Genomic DNA, 17,733 nt, shown 5'->3' on the forward strand with positions numbered 1-17,733 from the left:
GCTGGCGGCGGAACAGCGTGGCGAACGCACTGCGCTCGATCTGAGCGCGACCTCGGCGCGGCTGCGGGTCTCAGGCCGCCAACCCCGTGAATCGCCCCCCATGGAACACCAGCGGCGCCGTCTCGCTGCGCGCCACGCGAAGCACGCGGCCCACGAGCAGATGATGGTCGCCTGTCTCGCGGTGATGATCGCTGGCGCACACCAGCGTGGCGGCCGCGCCGGCGATGGCGGGCACGCCCTCGGGGGCTTCCGTGATGGCGATGCCCTCGAACTTGTCGGGGACCGCCGGATTGGCGAAGTGCCGCGCCAGGGTTTCCTGCTCGCAGCCCAGCACGCTGATCGTGAAGTGCGTGCAGTCCCGGAAGGCCTGCAGGCTGGGCGAACGGTTCACCAGGCTCCACAGCACCAGCGGCGGCTCCAGCGACAGCGAGGCGAAGGAGTTGATGGTCAGGCCCACCGGCCGGCCGTCGGCCGTGCGAGTGGCCACGATGGCCACGCCGGTGGGGTAGCAGCCGAGCACGGTGCGCAGCAGGCGCGGGTGCAGGACCTCGTCGATCCAGGGCGCCAGGGTGGCGGCGCCGGGCTCCGCATCGTTGGCTGCCATGGTGGAGACATGGGCGACCGCACTCATTCGGCCAGCCTCGGAATGGCCGGCACGGCCTGCTCGGGGCCCATGGCCGAATAGCCGCCGTCCACCGCGTAGTCGGCGCCGGTGACGAAGCTGGCACCTTCCGACAGCAGAAAGGCCACCACGTTGCCGACTTCCGCCGGGTCGCCGACGCGGCCGAGCAGGTGGTAGGCCGCCGCCACACGGTCGGTCTTGGCGCGGTCGCCTTGGGTCAGCTCGTCCATCACGCGCGACCAGGTCCAGCCCGGCGACACGGAATTGACGCGGATGCGGTCGGCCGCGAAATCCATCGCCATGTTGCGCGTGACCTGCACCAGCGCCGCCTTCGACACCGGATACAGCCAGCGCCCGGTCTGCGCCACCTTGGCCGAGATGCTGGTGAAGTTGACGATGGCACCGCCGCCCGCCTGGGCCAGGTGCGGGCGCACCGCGCGGGCGGCCATGACGGCGCTGACCACGTTGACATCCAGCGCCGTGAGCCAGTCCTGCCGGCCCGATGCGGCACCGCCGTCCAGGTAGGTGCAGGCCAGGTTGACCAGCCCGTCGATGCGGCCGAAATGCGCGGCGACCTGGGCCACCGCCTGGTTCAGGGCCTCGTCCTGGGTCACGTCCACCGGCCAGAAGCGGGCGCGGTCCTCCTGGCCGGCCACGGCGCGCGCGCCGCCGGCCTCGTCGATGTCGAACACCGCCACCTTCGCGCCAGCCTTCAGGAGCACCTGGGCCACGCCCGCGCCGATGAGGGTGGCGCCGCCGGTCAGCACGATGACCTTTCCGTCCAAGCGATGCATGTGAGTTGCCTTTCATCCGTGGTGTCGGCGCCGCAGGTCGGGCTCTGCGAGCCCGACCCGGCGCGTGGATGAATGGTGCGGCGCCCGTCCCCGCGGGCCTAGCCGCGCACGGCGGTGGCTATCCGCAGACTGCGAACACTTGGCCGCGGCCTCGACAGCCCGGCGACGGAAGCAGGCCGGGGGCTGCCTGGCCCCAGGCGGCTGCGACGCCTCAAAGCAGAAAGCCGGCATGCTTTCGCATACCGGCTTTCGGGGTGCCCGAAGGCATCCACCCTGCGCCTTGCCCGCTGACAACGGGCAAGGCGCAGGGCGGCGTGGGTCTTTTACAGACCGGCCTTGCGGTAGACCGACAGGCTGCCCTGGGTGTACTGGGTGGGGATCGTGCTGTTCACGAAAGCCTTGGAGTCCAGGTTGGCGGTCGGGTTGTGGGCGGCAGCCACGGCTTCGGCCTGCACGGCGGCGCGGCTGCGGGGAGCGGCCGGGGCCACGGCGACTTGCTGGCCAACGTATTCCAGGTTCTGCTCGGCGCGAGCGGCTTGCACGCCCTGGGCGTTCACTTCGGCGCGGCTGAAGGCCGACACGGGGGCGACGACGCCTTGGTATTCCTCGGCGCTGGCGCCGGCAACAGCGGCGAACGACAGGGCGGCGAGGGCGATGATCTTCGAGGTCTTGGTCATGATTTTTCTCCTGTAGGCAGGCATTGCGTTGAACAGAGCTGGCAAAGCACCCGCCTCGCCGGCTTCGGGTCTGCGTTCAATCGCTGGCCCGTGAGATGAATTGTGGACCCAAGATCTAGGGAAAACCCTTGTCTTTGACGAACGTCACGTTCACGCCAGCGAAACAATCGCGGCGTGATGACCTACGTCGTTGCATCGATAGAACTCTGCGCGCGGCCCCCGGACCGGCGGCCCGCGGCGTGGGGGCTGCGCTGCGAACCGTCGTCTCAGACGTGGGCGAGCGCGAGGCCGCCGATCACCAGGCCCAGCCCGGCCACGCCGAACATGCCCCACTCCAGCCAGCGCTTGCGGGTGAGCAGCGCGATGGCGGCCAGCGCGATGGAGACCTGGAGCGCGGTGGTGGCCTGGGCCCAGCGGTGATGCTCGTGCAGGGCGGCGTCGGAGCGGTGGTCCCAGTCGTCGGCCTCCTTGTCCAGCTTCTGGGCGGCCAACTGGATCTCGGCCTTCTCTTTGTCGTAGCGCGCGGCTTTTTCCTGCATGGCCGGCTTGCGGTCCTCGGGCGACAGGTCGCGCGCGAACTCGGCCAGCGCCTGCTTGGTGCTCTTGGCCTGGTAGTAATTCCACTGGTTGGCGGCTTCGGTGCGCTTCATGCCCGCGTTGTTCTTGTAGAGGCCGGCATTGGCCTGCGTCAGCCCGCCCATGTAGGCAAAGATGGCGCCGACCGTGGCGATCACGGCGGTGAAGACGGCCACCTCGTTGGTGATGCTGCGCTGCTTCTTGGCAGCGGCGGCATGCTCGGCCTCGTGTTCGGCGGCATGCTGGAGTTCGTGGTCGTGCGGACCGTGGACGTGAAAACCGGAAGAGGACATGGCGGAAGGCGTGCGTTCTTGGAGGTGTTGGACGCCGCCGGATGGCAGCGGCCGGGATGATCCCAGCCTTCGATGAACGCACGCCGTACGGCCGGCGCCGACGCAGCCTAGAGCGCGATGCGGAAAGCCTGGGCTGCGCCGAGGTCGGGCTGCACGCCCAGGCCCGGCTTCGTGCCCAGGTGCACGGCGCCTTCTTCCAGCGAGAACACCGGCATGGCCAGCAGGTCGCGCAGCGGATTGGGGTTGGCGTCCACCTCCACATAGCCCGGCCCGCCCACCGCCGCCTTGAGGTGGAAGGAGGCCGTGAGGCCGATGCCGGCCCCGAGCCAGTGTGGACAGAAGCGCTTGCCTTGCGCCAGCGTGTGCCGTCCCACGGCCAGGCAGCCGCTGAAGCCGCCCCATTTGCCCAGGTCCGGCTGGAGGATCGACAGGCCGTCGGCGCCGATGTGGGCGTCGAAGGCGTCCAGGCCGGCCAGGTTCTCGCCACCGGCCAACGGCAGCGGCTGCTCGCGCGCCAGCCGGGCCCAGTCGGCCAGCGGCGTGTCGGCGCGCACGGGCTCCTCCAGCCAGCCGAGGTCGTGCCGGACCATGCGGCGGCCGGCGGCGATGGCCTCGTCCAGGTCCCAGGCCTGGTTGGCGTCGACCATCAGCGGCGCCGCGGGGCCGATCACCTCGCGCATGGCAGTCAGGTTGGCCTCGTCACGGTCGGCACCGAAGCCGACCTTGAGCTTGAAGGCGCGGTAGCCCTCCGCGCGCTTGGCTGCTGCCAGCTTCTCGGGCGCGGTCGGATTGAGGCCGGAGGCATAGAGCGGCACCGGCGCAGGCGCCGCCAGGTCAGGCGCGAGCAGCTTCCACACCGGCAGGCCGTGGCGGCGGCCCAGCAGGTCCCACAGCGCGATGTCCAGGCCGGCCACGATCTGCGCCAGCGGGCCGGGCTCGCCGCACTGGATGGCCAGCACGGCCAGCCGGGCGCTGAGCGTCTCGAAGCAGTGCTGCGGGCTCGTCCATTGCGGCCCGCAGGCCAGCGGCGGCAGGTAGGTCAGCGCCATGCGCGCACGGTGCTCCGCGCCCACGGTCGGAAAGTTGCACCAGACCTCGCCCCAGCCCTCGGCGCCGTCGTCCGCGATGGCACGCAGCAGCAGGGCCGGCCGGTCGCGCATGATGCCGAAGGAGGTCTGCACCGGCGGGTCCGCCGGTGCGCGGAACACGAACGCCTCGATGCGTTCGAGGCGCAGGTCGGTCGCCGCTGCCGTCATCCCGCGTAGGCCAGGCAGAACTCGCCCTCGGCCTTGAGCGTGTCGAAGGCGCTGTAGTCGGCCTGCCAGGCGTTGCCGGCGCGGGCGGTGAGGGCGGCCAGCTCGGCCAGCGTGGCCGTGCCTTCGCGGCGCAACTGGGCCTCGAAGCCGGCCAGGTCGGGAAACTGCTGCAGCGCCTCCCACCACACGGCACGACCGGCCAGGAAGCCGTGGGCGCCGGCCGCATAGGCGTACGCCATCACGCGCAGGAACTGCTGGGGCGTGACGCCGGCCGACAGCATCACCCACGGAATGCCGGCATCGCGGCAGATGCCGCCCATCTGGTCGAACAGGGCCTGGGCCTGGCGCGACTCGGCGCTGTCGCCATGCGCGGGCAGGCTGGCGCCGGGCAGCGGGCTTTCGAGCTTGAACAGGTCGACGCCGTAATGCGGCTTGGCGAACTCGCGCACGCTGTCGAGTACCAGCTCGGGCAGCTTCTCGGGCGACTCCACATAGTCGGTGGTGTGGCGCTCGCTCTTGGGGAAGGGATAGACCAGGAGCTCCAGCACCAGCGGGATGTCGTGGACGCGGCACTGCTCGCCGATCTCGGCCACGTAGCGCTGCTGGTGGGCCACGATGTCGGCATCGGCATCGGGCCGGTACCAGGCCAGCACCTTGACGCCGTCGCCGCCGGCGCGCTTGATCTTCTCGACGCTCCAGTCCTTGATCGAATGCGACAGGCGGCCGCCGGGCTGGTCGCGGAAGCGGTGGTCCTCCAGCGTCACCACCAGGCCGGTGTGGGCCGGCAACTTCTTCAGGCCGGCGGGGAAGGCGTAGTTGGGGTCGAACAGCATGGCGCTGGCATGCGGGCCCAGCACGTCGACCAGCACGCGCTTGACGGCGACCATGTCGGCGAAGGCCACGTCGGCCGGGGCGATGCCCTGCTTCCTGGCGATGAGGCTGGCGATGGGCGGGCGCTGGTCGAGCGCCACCATCGTGAAGTGCCCGGCGGGCGTGGCCATGCGACGCAGGCCCCATTGCTTGCCCAGACGGAGGTTGTTCGCCATGTTCAGTGCTCCTGGATCTCTTGAAGAAAGGTGAGTGCATCGCCCAGCCGGGGCGCGCCCGAGCGGCCCCCGGCCTGCCGGCACTTGAGTGCCGCGGCTGCGGCGGACAGACGGAAGGCCTGCACCGGCGCCAGTCCGGCACCGAGGGCGAAGGCGAGGGCTCCGTGGAAAACATCGCCAGCGCCGGTGGTGTCCACCGCGTCGACGGCGAAGGCGGGCAGCGTCTGCAGGGCGCCGGCTTCGTCCAGCCAGGCCACGCCGCGCTCGCCCAGGGTCACGGCGGCCAGCCGGCAACCGCGGGCGCGGGCCACGCCCAGTTGCGCGTGCAGTGGGCCGCCGCCGCTGTAGGCGGCGAGCGCGGGCTCCGAGAAGGCGGCCACATCGGTGTGCGGCAGCAGCTGGTCGAAGACCCAGGGCTCGGCCATGTCGCCGTCGAGCACCGAGGGCACGCCGTGACGGCGCGCGGCCTGGAAGAGCGCGAGCGCGCCCTCGGGCCAGCGCGGGTCGGCCAGCACCGCCTGCGCGCCGGCCACCGCATCGAGCGGCAGCCAGGCGGGATCGGCCGGCAGGCCGTCGCCGCGGAAGTTGACGATCATGCGCTCGCCGCGGCCATCGACCACGATGCCCGAGACCGAAGAGCGGGCCCCCTCGAAGAGCCGGAACTGCGCCACGTCCACGCCGGCCTGGGCCAGTTCGTCGCGCATGGCGCGTCCGGCGCTGTCGTCGCCGGCACGGCCCCAGAAGCGCGCGTCGGCGCCCAGCCGGGCGGCGGCCACCGCGGCATTGGCGGCCATGCCGCCACCGCCTTCGTGGAAATCAACGGCCCGGGTCTTGCCGCCGCCCGCGGGCAGGGCGTCCACGCCCCAGGTCAGGTCGAAGGCCGACAGCCCCAGGCAGATCACCACGGGCCGCGCCTCGCGCAGCGAATCGGGCAAAGGGGACAAGGCGTTCACCGCAGCACGTCCCCGGTGGCGGCGTCGAACAGATGCACCTTGGCCGCGTCGAAGCCCAGCGCGATGGGCGCGCCCGCGTTCACCGCCAGCTCGGGCGCGACACGCGCCACATGGCGCTTGCCGTCAAAGTCGAAGTACACCAGCGTGTCCGAGCCCAGTGGCTCGACCACGCTCACGGTCGTGCGCAGCGGGCCGTCGGCCTGCGCCAGCAGGTGCTCGGGGCGGATGCCCAGCACGGCGCTGGCGCGGCCGGCCGCGAGCATCGGCTGCAGCCGCTCGGCGGGCATCGCGAGCAGGGTGCCATCGGCCAGGCGCAGGCCGCCGGCTTCCACACCCACGTCGAAGAAGTTCATGGTGGGCGAGCCGATGAAGCCGGCCACGAACTGGTTGGCCGGCTGGCGGTACACCTCGTCGGGCGTGCCGAACTGCTGCACCACGCCGGCCTTGAGCACCACGATGCGGTCGGCCATGGTCATGGCCTCCACCTGGTCGTGGGTGACGAAGATCATGGTGGTCTTGAGCTGCTGCGACAGCGCCTTGATCTCGGTGCGCACCTCGCCGCGCAGCTTGGCGTCCAGGTTGGACAGCGGCTCGTCGAAGAGGAAGACCTTGGGGTTGCGCACCATCGCGCGGCCCATGGCCACACGCTGGCGCTGGCCGCCCGACAGCGCCTTGGGCTTGCGCTGCAGGAAGGGCTCGATGTGCAGCAGGCCGGCCGCGCGCTGCACGCGCCGGTCGATCTCGGCCTTGTCCATGCCGCGCATCTCCAGGCCGAAGGCCATGTTCTGGTAGACGCTCATGTGCGGGTAGAGCGCATAGTCCTGGAACACCATGGCGATGTCGCGCTGCGCGGGCGGCACGTCGTTGACGCAGGTGTCGCCGATGTAGAGCTCGCCGCCGTCGATGGGCTCCAGCCCTGCGATCACGCGCAGCAGGGTGGACTTGCCGCAGCCCGAGGGCCCGACGAAGACGACGAATTCCTGGTCCCGGATCTCCAGGTCGATGGCGGGCACCACGGTGATGTCGCCGTAGCGCTTGGTCAGGCCTCGCAGATGGATCGCTGCCATTCGCGCCGCCTCAGGAAAAAGCCAGCAGCGGCTTGACCAGCTCGCCCGCCACGAAGCGGCCGAACATCTCGGGCAACTGCTCGATGCCGAATTGCGCGTCCACCAGCTGGCGGTAGCGCGCCTTTTCCTTGCGCAGCAGCTCGACGTTGAGCGCGAAGTCCGACTTGGGGAAGTAGAAGGTGCGCACCATGTAGAAGTCCTTGCGGCGGATGGCCGGCGTCTCCTGCACGGGCCAGGGGGCGTCGCTCTCGCCGATGAGGATCAGCACGCCGCGCGGCAGCACGATGTTCATGCCCAGCGAGCGCGCCGCGTGCGAGCCGCTGCACTCGACGATGAGCTTGAAGCGCTTGCTGTTGTCGCCCACCGGATGCCGGCGCGCGCCGAAGGATTCGGCCAGCTGCAGCCGCTCTTCCTTCAGGTCGGACACGTACACCTCGGTGTAGCCCAGGTTGAGCAGCGCCACGATGGCGCCCATGCCCACCGGACCCGCGCCCGTGACCAGCACCGGGCCGGCGCCCTGCGGCGGCACCAGGTTCTGCACGAAGCGGATGCCGTGTGCAGCGGTGCCGATGGTGTCCAGCAGCAGCGGCGCGAGCTCGTCCTCGATGTCGTCGGGCACGGGCAGCAGGCACTGCTCGGGAACGGCCAGGTATTCGGCGTAGCCGCCCGGGCGGTTCCAGCCCACCAGCACCGATTCGTTCAGGCACATCTGCGTGTCGCCGCGGCGGCAGCTCTCGCAGTGGCCGCAATGCACCGGGATGTAGACCAGGCAGCGGCGGCCGTCGAGGGCGTGCCCCGGCTGCTCGACCACGCCGAAGATCTCGTGGCCGGGCGTGAAGGTCGCGCCCTTGATCCAGAGCTTGGTGTCCGAGCCGCACAGCGCCGTGCGGCGCACGCGCAGGAGCACCTCGCCGGCGGCGGGCACGGGACGTTCGATGTCGGCGACCGTGATGGTCTTGTCGCCATGGAAGACAGCGGCTTGCATGAGATTGGCTCCTAGCCCTTGACGGCACCGAGCGCGAGGCCCGACACCAGACGGCGTTGCACGAAGAAGGCGAGCACCAGCGGCGGCAGCGCGATGAGCGTGGCCGCGGCCATCAGGGCGCCCCAGTTGGAGGCCCCCTCGCCGATGAAGTTGAACGAGGCGGCGATCAGCGTCTTGGTGTCCCCGTTGGACAGCACCAGCGCGAAGAGAAAGTAGTTCCAGGAGAAGACGAAGGCCAGGATGGCCGACACCACCAGCCCCGGCATCACCAGCGGCAGGGCGATGCGCCACAGGATGCGCAGCACGCTGCAGCCGTCTACCTGCGCGCTTTCCAGCACGCTGCGCGGGATGTTGTCGAAGAAGGGCAGCAGCACCCAGATGACGATGGGCATGGTGATGACGGCATGCGTGACCACCAGCGCCGTGTAGGTGCCGATCAGGTTCAGCTCGCGGAACATCACGTACCACGGCAGAAGGAAGAGCGTGCCCGGCGCCATGCGCGCCAGCAGCGTCACGGTGGCCGGCCAGGTGATGCGCGTCCACGAGACCGCGAAGGCCGCCGGCACGCCCAGCACGATGCCGATCACGGTCGAGCCGACGGTGATGACCAGGCTGTTCCAGGTGTAGTGGGCGAAGGGCGTGGTGCCGAAGAGCTGGCGGTAGTTGTCCAGCGTGGGCGTGAAGAGCAGCTTGGGCGGGTAGGCCGTGACCTCGGCGGAAGGCTTGAAGGAGGCCAGCACCATCCAGGCGATGGGCGCCAGGATGATCAGGCCCACCAGCGCGATCTGCAACGTGTTCAGGCGGCGGATGAGGGCGTCGTCGTGCATGCGTCTCTCCTCACCAGGCCACGCGCTTGCGCGCCTGGGTCAGCAACACCACCGCGCCCAGCACGATCGTGGAGAGCGTGATCATCAGCGCGCTCGCGTAGCCGATCTCGAAGAACTCGAACCCCTTGCGGAAGCCGTAGATGTTGAGCGTGTTCGAGGCATTGCCCGGCCCGCCCTGGGTGGTGATGTAGATGATGTCGAAGAAGCGCAGCAGGTCCACGCTGCGCAGGATGGCGGCCGTGACGATGGTCGGCATCAGCAGCGGCAGCGTGATGCGCCAGAAGGTCTTCCAGCGCGAGGCGCCGTCGATCTGCGCCGCCTCGTACACGTTGGGCGGCAAAGATTGCAGGCCGCCCAGCACGATCAGCGCCACGTAGGGCGTCCACTGCCAGGTGTCGATGAAGGCGACGGTCGGGATCACCCACTGGGGCGAGGCCAGCCAGTCCGAGCGCGGCAGGCCCACGCTCTGCAGCAGCCAGTTGGCCGCGCCGATGGACGGGTCCAGCACCACCAGCCACATCATGCCCACCACCACCGGCGGCAGCACGAAGGGCGAGATCATCAGCGTGCGCACGATGCCCGAGAGCTTCTTGGACGAGTGCAGCAGCAGCGCGACGTAGGTGCCCAGCACCAGCTGCAGCACCAGCGAGAGCAGGTACAGCACCAGCGTGATCTTCAGGCCGTTCCAGAACTCGCCGTCCTGCAGCATGAGCAGGTAGTTCCGGCCGTAGTTGAGCGTGGCGCTGCCGCCGAAGCTGAATTCGTGCAGGCTCAGCCAGATCGTGTAGCCGAAGGGAAAGGCGATCAGCGCCAGCGTGAAGATCACGGCCGGCGTGGACAGCATGTTCAACTGCCGGCGGGTTCCGATGGATTGGCTCATGCAGGGCTCCTCATCCGGCCAGGAAGCCGCCGTCCACCGCCAGCACGGTGCCGGTCATGTACTGGGCGGCCGGCGAGGCAAGGAAGAGCGCGCTGCCCGCGATGTCGGTGGGCTGGGCCCAGCGGCCCTGCGGGATGCGCGCGCGGATGCGTTCGTAGTGGGCCGCGTCCTGGCGGCCTTCGGCGTTGATCGGCGTCTCGACATAGCCGGGCGCCACGGCGTTGACGCGGATGCCCTCGGCGGCCCAGGCCAGCGCCAGCGACTTGGTGAGCATCACCACGCCGCCTTTGCTGGCGCAGTAGGCCGGGATCCACGGCAGCGCCGCGAAGGCATTCATCGAGGCGATGTTGACGATGCTGCCCCCGGCTTCGCCATGCGCGGCCAGCAGCGGCTTGCAGGCCGTGCACAGTCGGAAGGTACCGGTGAGGTTGACGTCCAGCACGCGCTGGAAGGTGGCGACCTCGAACTCCTTGAAGCGCGCCAGGATGCCGGCGCAGTTGACCAGGGTCTGCAGGCCGTCCAGTTCGCCCGCGAGCCGCGCGACGTCGTCGTCACGGGTCACGTCCAGCGTGGTCAGGCGCAGGTGTGCGGCCGGCTTCAACGTGGACGCCGCCAGCGCGGCGTCGTCCACGCCGGTGGCGACCACCTCGCAGCCGGCGTCGGCGAAGGCCTGCGCGATGGCGCTGCCGATGCCGCCCGCGCCGCCCACCACCAGCACGCGGTGGCCCGGCGCCAAGGCGAAGGGGCTCCCGGCCGCCCGCGGGCGGCTGTCTTCGGCGATCACGTCCATCAGTCCTTGGCGATCAGTGCGTCGAGCTGCTTGTCCGCGTCGGCGCAGGCCTGGGCGACGGTCTTCTGGCCCAGCAGAAGTTCGTTGACCGCCTGGCCCACGTATTCGCGCGAGGCGGGGTTGGCCACGATGGGGTAGCCCACCTCGGACGTGCCGGTCTTGCCCAGCTCGCTGACGGTGGCGGCCCATTCGCGGCGCACCGGCTCACCGTCCATCCAGGCCTTGTAGTCGGCGCCGTTGGCCACCGATGCGCGCGGCGGCGCCACGCCGTCCAGCGCCAGCTTCTCCTGCACGGCGCGGCTGGTGGCCCACTGCACGAAGTACCAGGCGGCTTCCTTCTTCTTGCTGTACGCCGAGACGGACATGGTCCAGCCGATCACCGTGGGGCGCGAGCCGCCGGGGCCGGCAGGCAGCACGGCGATGGCCGTGTCCTTGAGGCGGGCGCCGCCTTCCATCACGCTGCGCAGCTCGTTGGAGGACTCGAAGGCCATCGCCGCCTTGCCCTCGCGGTACAGGCTGCTGATCTGGTAGAAGCTGTAGTTCACCACGCCGGGCGGGCCGTAGTCCTTGAGCAGCTTGGCATACAGGGCCAGCGACTCCTGGCCCGGCTTGCTGCACAGCTGCGACTTGCCGTCCTTCATGTAGTCGCCGCCGAAGTTGTGCAGGAACACGCTGTAGCTGAAGGGAAGCGCGGGCTTGAGGCCGCGCGACACGAAGGGCGTCACGCCCGGCTCGCAGCTCTTGAGCTTGGCGGCCACGCCTTCGAGTTCGGGCAGGCTCTTGGGCAGCTGCACGCCGCACTTCTGGAACAGGTCCTTGCGGTAGTAGAGCACCGGGCCTTCGATGTTGAGCGGCACGCCCATCACCCGGCCGTTGTAGCTCGCGTCCTTCACCAGGCCGGGGCTGAGGTCGGCGAAGTCGTAGTCGGGGGCTGCAGAGGTCTTGATGAGGTCGGTCAGGTCGGCATACCAGCCGGCCTTGGCGAACTGCAGGCCCTCGCGCGAGGGCAGGGACATGAACAGGTCCACCTCGTCGCTGCGCGAGTTCATCACGGTGACCATGCGCTGGCGCATCTGCTGCTCCTGGTAGCTGTCCACCTTGAGCGTCATGCCGGTCTGCTTCTCGAAGTCGGCCTTGTGCTTGAGCAGCGCCGCCGCCACCGGGTTGTTGTTGGCCAGGAAGGTGAGGGTGGTGCCCTGGTGCTTCTTCCAGTTGAACTCCTGGGCGCCCGCCGTGAGCGACAGCGTGGCCAGGGCGACCGTGCCGAGCATGGCGAGGGGGCGATGGATGGAACGCATGGAATGTCTCCTTGTTCAGGTCGGCCATGCCGACGGGCGGAATCGATGTAACCGTTTACAGAATTGTGGGTGATTGAAGAGGTGCAATCAACCGCCTTTGCAGGGGAGAAGAACGGTTTTTGATTGGGGTTTGCCCTTGAAAACGGTGGTGCTGGCGATGTACCGGTTTTATGTAAACTGTTTCATCGATGAAGAACAAATCCGTCGGCATCCGGGAGGTGGCGCAGCACGCGGGCGTGTCGACCGCATCGATCTCGCGGGCGCTGAACAGCCCCGAATCGGTCAGCCCGGCCCTGCGCCTGAAGGTGGACGCGGCCATCGCCGCGCTGGGCTACATCCCCGACGCGGCGGCGCGCGCGCTGTCGTCGCGGCGCACGCGCACCATCGGCGCCATCATCCCGACGGTGGACAACGCCATGTTCGCCCGCGGCATCGAGGCGCTGCAGCGCTACCTGTCGCTGCAGGGCTACCTGCTGCTGCTGGCCACCAGCGGCTACGACCCCGAGGTCGAGTTCCGCCAGGCGCAGAACATGGTCAGCCGCGGCGTGGACGGCCTGATCCTGCGCGGCGACACGCACACCGAGGGCCTGCGGCGCCTGCTGGCCACGCAGCGGATGCCCTTCGTGAACGTGGGCGTCTACCACCCCGACAAGCCCTATGCCTCCATCGGCGCCAACAACGAGGACGCCGCCTGGCGCGCCACGCGCTACCTGATCGGGCTGGGCCACACGCGCATCGCGATGGTGGCGGCCATGTCGGCCCACAACGACCGGGCCTCGGCCCGCGTGGCCGGCGTGCGGCGCGCCCTGAAGGAGCAGGGCCTGTCCTTGCCCGACGACTGGTACTACGAGGTGCACTACCGCCTGGACGACGCCCGCCAGGCCGCACGCGCGCTCATGGCCCGGCCCGAGCGTCCGACGGCGGTGGTCTGCGGCAACGACGTGCTGGCCTACGGCGTGCTGCTGGAGGTCGAGCGCCACGGCCTGCAGGTGCCCGGCGACATCTCGGTCATGGGCTTCGACGACCTGGAGTGGAGCCGCCACCTGCGGCCCAGCCTCACGACCATGCACCTGCCCACCGACGAGGTGTGGACGCGGGCCGGCGAGCACCTGGTCAAGCAGCTGAGCGGCCAGCCCTGCGTGATGCACCACGAGGTGGACGCGACGCTGGTCGTGCGCGAATCCACCGCGCCGCCGCGCGCGGGCGCCTGAGCCGCCGGACGCGCGGCCGATCAGCGGGCGTGCAGCGCCCCGAGCGCCAGCGAGCCGCCCGTGGCCACCAGCAGCGCCGCCACGCCCCAGCGCAGCACGTTGGCCGGCACATGCGGCTGCAGGCGCAACGCCAGCCGCGTGAGCACCTGTACCAGCGGCAGCGCGATGGCCGACAGCAGCACGGCCCGCAGCGAGAAGCCGCCCGTGGGCACGTTCAGCGCGATGCGCGTCAGCGCATTGGCCGCGAACATCAGCAGCAGGCCGCGCCGCACCACGTCCAGCGCCAGTGGCTGCCGATACAGGTGGTAGACGATGGGCGGCCCGGAGGTGCCGAAGAGCCCGCCCATCAGCCCCGACACCAGCCCCGCCGCCGCGAACTGCCGCGGCGGCGCCAGCGTGGCGCGCACCGCGCCCCGGCGCAGCAGCACCAACGCGCACAGCACGATCACCACGCCCAGCAGCAGCTTGAGCGCCGTGGTGGCGCCCGCGCTCAGCCAGTGCAGCAGCACCAGGCCCCCGCCCACGCCGACGCAGCTCGTGAGGATGGCCGGCTTCATCAGCGGCCAGGGCACCGGCTGCCGGTGGGCGCGGAAGTAGGCCCAGGCATTGGCCAGCGTGAGCACCGTCGCCACGTTGGCCGCATCGGCCACCGAGGCCAGGTCGAAGCTGGCCACCAGGCTCAGGAAGACCAGCCCGAAGGCGAAGCCCGAGAGCGTCTGGGCGAAGGTGGCGATGGCGACGCACAGCAGGTACAGGGCCAGCGAGGTGGGCGAGCCGAGCAGGGCGGCGAGCGAAGCGAAGGAGGGCGGCATGCGAAAGAAAAGGTCGGCGCGGCGGCCGCCACGGAGCCTCGACGCCTGAGCCCGCTTCGGTCGTCGCCGAGGGGTTCAGCTGTTCAGTCCTTGTCGGCGAGGCCCAGGTCGCGGATGAGTTTTCCGTAGGCCTCGGATTGTTGCGCGGCGAAGGCCGCGAAGCGCGGGCCGTCCAGGTAGGCGGGCGGCGTCTCCAGGCGTTGGGCTTCGCTCTTGTACGCCTCGCCGGCCAGCGCGGCCTGACAGGCCGACTCCAGCTTGGCCAGCACGGGCGCGGGCAGGCCCTTGGGCGCGATCACGCCGCCCCAGATCGAGGCCGTGATCGGCCAGCCGGCCTCGGCCATGGTCGGCACGTCCGGGTAGCCGGGCAGGCGCTGCTCGGCGAACACGGCCAGCGGCCGCAGGCCGTATTGCTTGGAGACAGTCGGCGTCTCGCTGAACAGCATGACCTGCTTGCCCAGCAGGCCGGTGACCATCTCGCCCGAGCTCTTGTAGGGCACATGCAGCCCCTTGGCCTGCGCCTTGTCGAGCAGCATCTCCATGGCCAGGTGCAGCAGCGTGCCGCGGCCGGAGGAGCCGTAGGTGAGCGTGCCGGGGTTCTTGCGCGCGAAGGCCAGCACGTCGGCCACGCTCTGGAAGGGCGAGTCCTTGGGCACCATCATCATCAGCGGCACGGCGTAGGTGCGGCAGACGTGGTCGAAGTTCTGGTGGCTGTAGCCCGTCTTGCGGATGGCCGGCTGCAGCACCTCGGGCCCGATCACCGACAGGCCCACGGTGTAGCCGTCGGGCCGGGCGCGCATCAGCTGCAGCATGCCGATGGCGCCGCCCGCGCCGGCCTTGTTGTCCACCACCATGGCCTGGCCCAGCTGCTCGCCCATGTGGCGCTCCAGGATGCGGGCCATGATGTCCGAGGTGCCGCCGGGCCCGAAGGGCACGACCATGGTCACGGGCTTGTCGGGATAGGCGGGCTGCGCCTGCGCCGGAAGTGCGGCGGCACAGGCCAGGGCGGCCCACAGCAGGCCGTGCACGGCGGCCGGTCGGATCTTCATCGTTGTCTCCTTGAATGTGGTCGGGCGCGCGTCAGTACACGCTGCTCTCGAATCCCTTGGCGAGCGAAGGACGGATCGCCTCGATGAAGGCCGTGGCCTGCCGCATCATCATTCCCATGTCCGAGGCCACGGCCACGAAGTCGTAGCCGAGCTGCACGAAGCTGCCCACCATCTGCGGCGTGGGCCCCACGATGCCGCAGGGTTTGCCCACCGCGCGGCAGCGCCGGGCCACGTCGGCGATGACGGCCTGCACGTCCGGATGGGCGATGTTGCCGATGTGGCCCATGTTGGCCGACAGGTCGCCGGGGCCGAGGAAGAGCGCGTCCACGCCGGGCACGGCGGCGATCTCCTCCAGCGCGGCCACCGCCTGCGGCGTCTCGAGCTGGATGATGGTGAACACCGAATCGTTGGCGCGCTGGCCGTAGTCGCGCGCGGTGCCGTAGCCCGAGGCACGGTGCACGGCCGCGAAGCCGCGCACGCCCTGCGGGGGGTACTTGGCGTACGAGACGGCGCGCGCCGCCGCCTCGGCGCTGTCGACGAAGGGCACCATCACCGTCTGCGCGCCCAGGTCCAGCGCCCGCTTGAAGAGCACGGCGTCGTTGGCGGCCAGGCGGGCCACCGGGCAGGCGTCGGTGCCGGCAATGGCCTGGAGCACGGCGAGCGTGTCCTTCTCGTCCATGGGCACATGCTCCAGGTCGACCAGCAGCCAGTCGAAGCCGGCGCGGCCCATGGCCTCGGCGGTGCTGGCCGCGCCGGACATGAGCCAGGTGCCGAGCGGCGCGCCGGGCTGGCCCAGGCGACGGCGGAAGGGGTTGTCGAGCAGATCGGAATAGGCAGGCATGCGTCGGGTCAGTAGATGGGCGGTTCGGGGGTGGCGGCGTTGCCGGCGAGCACGTCGAAGTCGCAGCCCAGGTGGGCCTGGGTGACTTCGCGCTGGTAGATGCGGGTGAAGCCGCGCACATAGGGCTGGGGCGGCGGCGTCCAGTCGCGCCGGCGGGCGGCGAGTTCCTCGTCGGGCACCAGCAGCTCCAGGCGGCGCTCGCCGATGTCGATGCGGATCAGGTCGCCGGTGCGCACCAGCGCCAGCGGGCCGCCGACGGCGGACTCGGGCGAGATGTGCAGCACGCAGGTGCCGTAGTGGGTGCCGCTCATGCGCGAATCCGACAGGCGCAGGATGTCGCGCACGCCGCGCTGCAGCAGCTTCTTGGGCACGGGCAGGTTGCCCCATTCGGGCATGCCGGGACCGCCCACCGGTCCGCCGTTGCGCAGCACCAGCACGCTGTCCTCGGTGACGTCGAGCGCCGGGTCGTTGATGGCGGCCAGCATGTCGGCGTTGGAGTCGAACACCAGCGCCGGCCCGGTGTGGCGCAGCAGCCGCGGGCTGGCGGCCGAGGGCTTGATCACCGCGCCGTCGGGCGCCAGGTTGCCGCGCAGCACAGCGAGCGCCAGGCCGGCCTCGGGGCAGTCGGCGGGGGCGGCCACCACGGGCTGGTCGAGCGGGCGGATCACGGCGTCGTCCAGCGGCACGGCGCCGGCGATGTTCTCGCCCAGCGTGCGGCCGGTGCAGGTCTGCGCGTTCAGGTCCAGCACGCCGGCGATGCGCTGCAGCAGCGCGGGCAGGCCGCCGGCGTAGTAGAAGTCCTCCATCAGCCGGTCGCCGGCCGGGAAGAGGTTGGCCAGCACCGGCACGCGGCGCGCCATGGCGTCGAAGTCGTCCAGGCCGAGCGGGATGCCGGTGCGCCCCGCCATGGCCGGCAGGTGCACCGCCGCGTTGGTCGAGCCGCCCAGCGCCATCCAGGTCGCCACGCCGTTGAGGAAGGACGCGCGGGTGATGAAGCGCGAGGGCTTGAGGTCGTCCCACACCATCTCGACGATGCGCTGGCCGCAGGCCCAGGCCATGCGGGTGTGGCTCGCGTCCATGGCCGGGATGCTGCTGGCGCCGGGCAGCGCAAGGCCCATGGCCTCGACGATGGCCGTCATGGTGCTGGCCGTGCCCATGGTGTTGCAGGTGCCGGGCGCGCGCGTCATGCGGGCCTCCAGGGCGATCCACTCGGCCTGGTCGATCTCGCCGACGGTGTACTTCTCCCAGTACTTCTTGGTGTGGGTGCCGGCCCCCACGCTCTGGCCCTGGTAGCGGTCGTTGAGCATGGGCCCGGCCGGGCAGAAGAGGGCGGGCACGTCCATCGACAGGGCGCCCATCACCAGCCCAGGCGTGGTCTTGTCGCAGCCGCCCAGCAGCACCACGCCGTCCAGCGGCAGGCTGCGGATCAGCTCCTCGGCCTCCATGGCCAGGAAGTTGCGGTAGAGCATGGTGGTGGGCTTGACCATCACCTCGCCCAGGCTCATGGCGGGCAGCTCCAGCGGATAGCCGCCGGCCTGCAGCACGCCGCGCTTGATGGCCTGCGCCCGCTCACGCAGGTGGGCGTGGCAGGGCGACAGGTCGCTCCAGGTGTTGAGGATGCCCACGATGGGCCGGCCCATGAATTCCTCGCGCGACAGGCCCTGCTGCTGCATGCGCTGGCGGTGGGCGAAGCCGCGGATGTCGTTGCTGGCGAACCAGCGCTGGCTTCGCAATTGATCGATGCTGCGGCGCAAGC

Annotated in this window: 18 protein-coding genes; 1 reads left to right on the forward strand and 17 read right to left on the reverse strand. The window is 70.4% G+C overall.

Features of this window, described 5'->3' with window-relative positions:
- Window positions 1–70: 70 nt before the first annotated feature.
- From KBC94_RS20515 to KBC94_RS20575, 13 genes are all read right to left on the reverse strand, one after another.
- The gene (locus KBC94_RS20515; protein WP_017762155.1) at window positions 71–604 is read right to left on the reverse strand and encodes a flavin reductase family protein; all 534 of its coding nucleotides are present in this window, start codon (window positions 602–604) and stop codon (window positions 71–73) included.
- 23 nt (window positions 605–627) lie between these two features.
- Window positions 628–1,416, reverse strand: coding sequence for an SDR family oxidoreductase (locus KBC94_RS20520; RefSeq protein WP_294374397.1), 789 nt, complete (start codon window positions 1,414–1,416; stop codon window positions 628–630).
- A 323-nt stretch (window positions 1,417–1,739) separates the two neighbouring features.
- Window positions 1,740–2,093: an alpha/beta hydrolase gene (locus KBC94_RS20525; protein ID WP_114803130.1), complete on the reverse strand. Its 354-nt coding sequence runs from the start codon at window positions 2,091–2,093 to the stop codon at window positions 1,740–1,742.
- Between the two features lie 266 nt (window positions 2,094–2,359).
- A complete protein-coding gene (locus KBC94_RS20530) occupies window positions 2,360–2,962 on the reverse strand; it encodes a DUF4337 domain-containing protein (RefSeq protein ID WP_294374403.1) in 603 nt (200 codons plus the stop codon).
- A 107-nt stretch (window positions 2,963–3,069) separates the two neighbouring features.
- On the reverse strand, window positions 3,070–4,218 hold the full coding sequence (locus KBC94_RS20535) for a mandelate racemase/muconate lactonizing enzyme family protein (RefSeq protein WP_294374406.1): 1,149 nt from the start codon (window positions 4,216–4,218) through the stop codon (window positions 3,070–3,072).
- The gene (locus KBC94_RS20540; protein WP_294374409.1) at window positions 4,215–5,264 is read right to left on the reverse strand and encodes a tagatose 1,6-diphosphate aldolase; all 1,050 of its coding nucleotides are present in this window, start codon (window positions 5,262–5,264) and stop codon (window positions 4,215–4,217) included. The genes KBC94_RS20535 and KBC94_RS20540 overlap by 4 nt, the downstream gene beginning before the upstream one ends.
- Before the next feature lie 2 nt (window positions 5,265–5,266).
- Window positions 5,267–6,217, reverse strand: coding sequence for a PfkB family carbohydrate kinase (locus tag KBC94_RS20545; protein WP_294374412.1), 951 nt, complete (start codon window positions 6,215–6,217; stop codon window positions 5,267–5,269).
- A complete protein-coding gene (gene ugpC, locus KBC94_RS20550; RefSeq protein ID WP_294374414.1) occupies window positions 6,214–7,284 on the reverse strand; it encodes a sn-glycerol-3-phosphate ABC transporter ATP-binding protein UgpC in 1,071 nt (356 codons plus the stop codon). The genes KBC94_RS20545 and ugpC overlap by 4 nt, the downstream gene beginning before the upstream one ends.
- 10 nt (window positions 7,285–7,294) lie before the next feature.
- Window positions 7,295–8,269, reverse strand: coding sequence for an alcohol dehydrogenase catalytic domain-containing protein (locus KBC94_RS20555; RefSeq protein ID WP_294374417.1), 975 nt, complete (start codon window positions 8,267–8,269; stop codon window positions 7,295–7,297).
- 11 nt (window positions 8,270–8,280) lie between these two features.
- Entirely contained in the window at window positions 8,281–9,096 is an 816-nt protein-coding gene (locus tag KBC94_RS20560) for a carbohydrate ABC transporter permease (RefSeq protein ID WP_294374418.1), read from the reverse strand.
- Between the two features lie 10 nt (window positions 9,097–9,106).
- On the reverse strand, window positions 9,107–9,976 hold the full coding sequence (locus tag KBC94_RS20565; RefSeq protein WP_294374421.1) for a carbohydrate ABC transporter permease: 870 nt from the start codon (window positions 9,974–9,976) through the stop codon (window positions 9,107–9,109).
- Between the two features lie 10 nt (window positions 9,977–9,986).
- A complete protein-coding gene (locus KBC94_RS20570) occupies window positions 9,987–10,760 on the reverse strand; it encodes an SDR family oxidoreductase (RefSeq protein WP_366934731.1) in 774 nt (257 codons plus the stop codon).
- A 5-nt stretch (window positions 10,761–10,765) separates the two neighbouring features.
- A complete protein-coding gene (locus tag KBC94_RS20575) occupies window positions 10,766–12,064 on the reverse strand; it encodes a sugar ABC transporter substrate-binding protein (RefSeq protein WP_294374422.1) in 1,299 nt (432 codons plus the stop codon).
- Between the two features lie 188 nt (window positions 12,065–12,252).
- Here KBC94_RS20575 and KBC94_RS20580 point away from each other — a divergent pair, with 188 nt between their 5' ends.
- Complete coding sequence (locus KBC94_RS20580) at window positions 12,253–13,275, forward strand: LacI family DNA-binding transcriptional regulator (RefSeq protein WP_294374425.1); 1,023 nt, start codon at window positions 12,253–12,255, stop codon at window positions 13,273–13,275.
- 20 nt (window positions 13,276–13,295) lie between these two features.
- On the opposite strand, the gene KBC94_RS20585 is transcribed toward KBC94_RS20580, so the two are convergent.
- From KBC94_RS20585 to araD, 4 genes are all read right to left on the reverse strand, one after another.
- Window positions 13,296–14,087 carry a sulfite exporter TauE/SafE family protein gene (locus KBC94_RS20585; RefSeq protein ID WP_294374426.1) on the reverse strand — a complete coding sequence of 264 codons (792 nt, stop codon included), beginning with the start codon at window positions 14,085–14,087 and terminating at the stop codon, window positions 13,296–13,298.
- A gap of 83 nt (window positions 14,088–14,170) precedes the next feature.
- Window positions 14,171–15,136 (reverse strand): tripartite tricarboxylate transporter substrate binding protein, encoded by a 966-nt coding sequence (locus tag KBC94_RS20590; RefSeq protein ID WP_294374429.1) that lies wholly within the window; start codon window positions 15,134–15,136, stop codon window positions 14,171–14,173.
- Window positions 15,137–15,167: 31 nt separating this feature from the next.
- On the reverse strand, window positions 15,168–15,977 hold the full coding sequence (locus KBC94_RS20595) for an aldolase/citrate lyase family protein (protein ID WP_294374432.1): 810 nt from the start codon (window positions 15,975–15,977) through the stop codon (window positions 15,168–15,170).
- An 8-nt stretch (window positions 15,978–15,985) separates the two neighbouring features.
- Window positions 15,986–17,731, reverse strand: coding sequence for an L-arabinonate dehydratase (gene araD / locus KBC94_RS20600; protein WP_294374434.1), 1,746 nt, complete (start codon window positions 17,729–17,731; stop codon window positions 15,986–15,988).
- Window positions 17,732–17,733: the final 2 nt, after the last annotated feature.

Source organism: Pseudacidovorax sp. (assembly GCF_017991995.1).
Taxonomy (GTDB): domain Bacteria; phylum Pseudomonadota; class Gammaproteobacteria; order Burkholderiales; family Burkholderiaceae_C; genus Xenophilus.

Bases quoted from the DNA above. Each gene is read 5' to 3' on its own strand.
- KBC94_RS20515 (WP_017762155.1), bottom strand. From the start codon at position 604: ATGGCAGCCAACGATGCGGAGCCCGGCGCCGCCACCCTGGCGCCCTGG.
- KBC94_RS20590 (WP_294374429.1), bottom strand. From the start codon at position 15,136: ATGAAGATCCGACCGGCCGCCGTGCACGGCCTGCTGTGGGCCGCCCTG.
- ugpC (WP_294374414.1), bottom strand. From the start codon at position 7,284: ATGGCAGCGATCCATCTGCGAGGCCTGACCAAGCGCTACGGCGACATC.
- KBC94_RS20520 (WP_294374397.1), bottom strand. From the start codon at position 1,416: ATGCATCGCTTGGACGGAAAGGTCATCGTGCTGACCGGCGGCGCCACC.
- KBC94_RS20535 (WP_294374406.1), bottom strand. From the start codon at position 4,218: ATGACGGCAGCGGCGACCGACCTGCGCCTCGAACGCATCGAGGCGTTC.
- KBC94_RS20585 (WP_294374426.1), bottom strand. From the start codon at position 14,087: ATGCCGCCCTCCTTCGCTTCGCTCGCCGCCCTGCTCGGCTCGCCCACC.
- KBC94_RS20580 (WP_294374425.1), top strand. From the start codon at position 12,253: ATGAAGAACAAATCCGTCGGCATCCGGGAGGTGGCGCAGCACGCGGGC.
- KBC94_RS20530 (WP_294374403.1), bottom strand. From the start codon at position 2,962: ATGTCCTCTTCCGGTTTTCACGTCCACGGTCCGCACGACCACGAACTC.
- KBC94_RS20560 (WP_294374418.1), bottom strand. From the start codon at position 9,096: ATGCACGACGACGCCCTCATCCGCCGCCTGAACACGTTGCAGATCGCG.
- KBC94_RS20555 (WP_294374417.1), bottom strand. From the start codon at position 8,269: ATGCAAGCCGCTGTCTTCCATGGCGACAAGACCATCACGGTCGCCGAC.
- KBC94_RS20575 (WP_294374422.1), bottom strand. From the start codon at position 12,064: ATGCGTTCCATCCATCGCCCCCTCGCCATGCTCGGCACGGTCGCCCTG.
- KBC94_RS20540 (WP_294374409.1), bottom strand. From the start codon at position 5,264: ATGGCGAACAACCTCCGTCTGGGCAAGCAATGGGGCCTGCGTCGCATG.
- KBC94_RS20595 (WP_294374432.1), bottom strand. From the start codon at position 15,977: ATGCCTGCCTATTCCGATCTGCTCGACAACCCCTTCCGCCGTCGCCTG.
- KBC94_RS20525 (WP_114803130.1), bottom strand. From the start codon at position 2,093: ATGACCAAGACCTCGAAGATCATCGCCCTCGCCGCCCTGTCGTTCGCC.
- KBC94_RS20565 (WP_294374421.1), bottom strand. From the start codon at position 9,976: ATGAGCCAATCCATCGGAACCCGCCGGCAGTTGAACATGCTGTCCACG.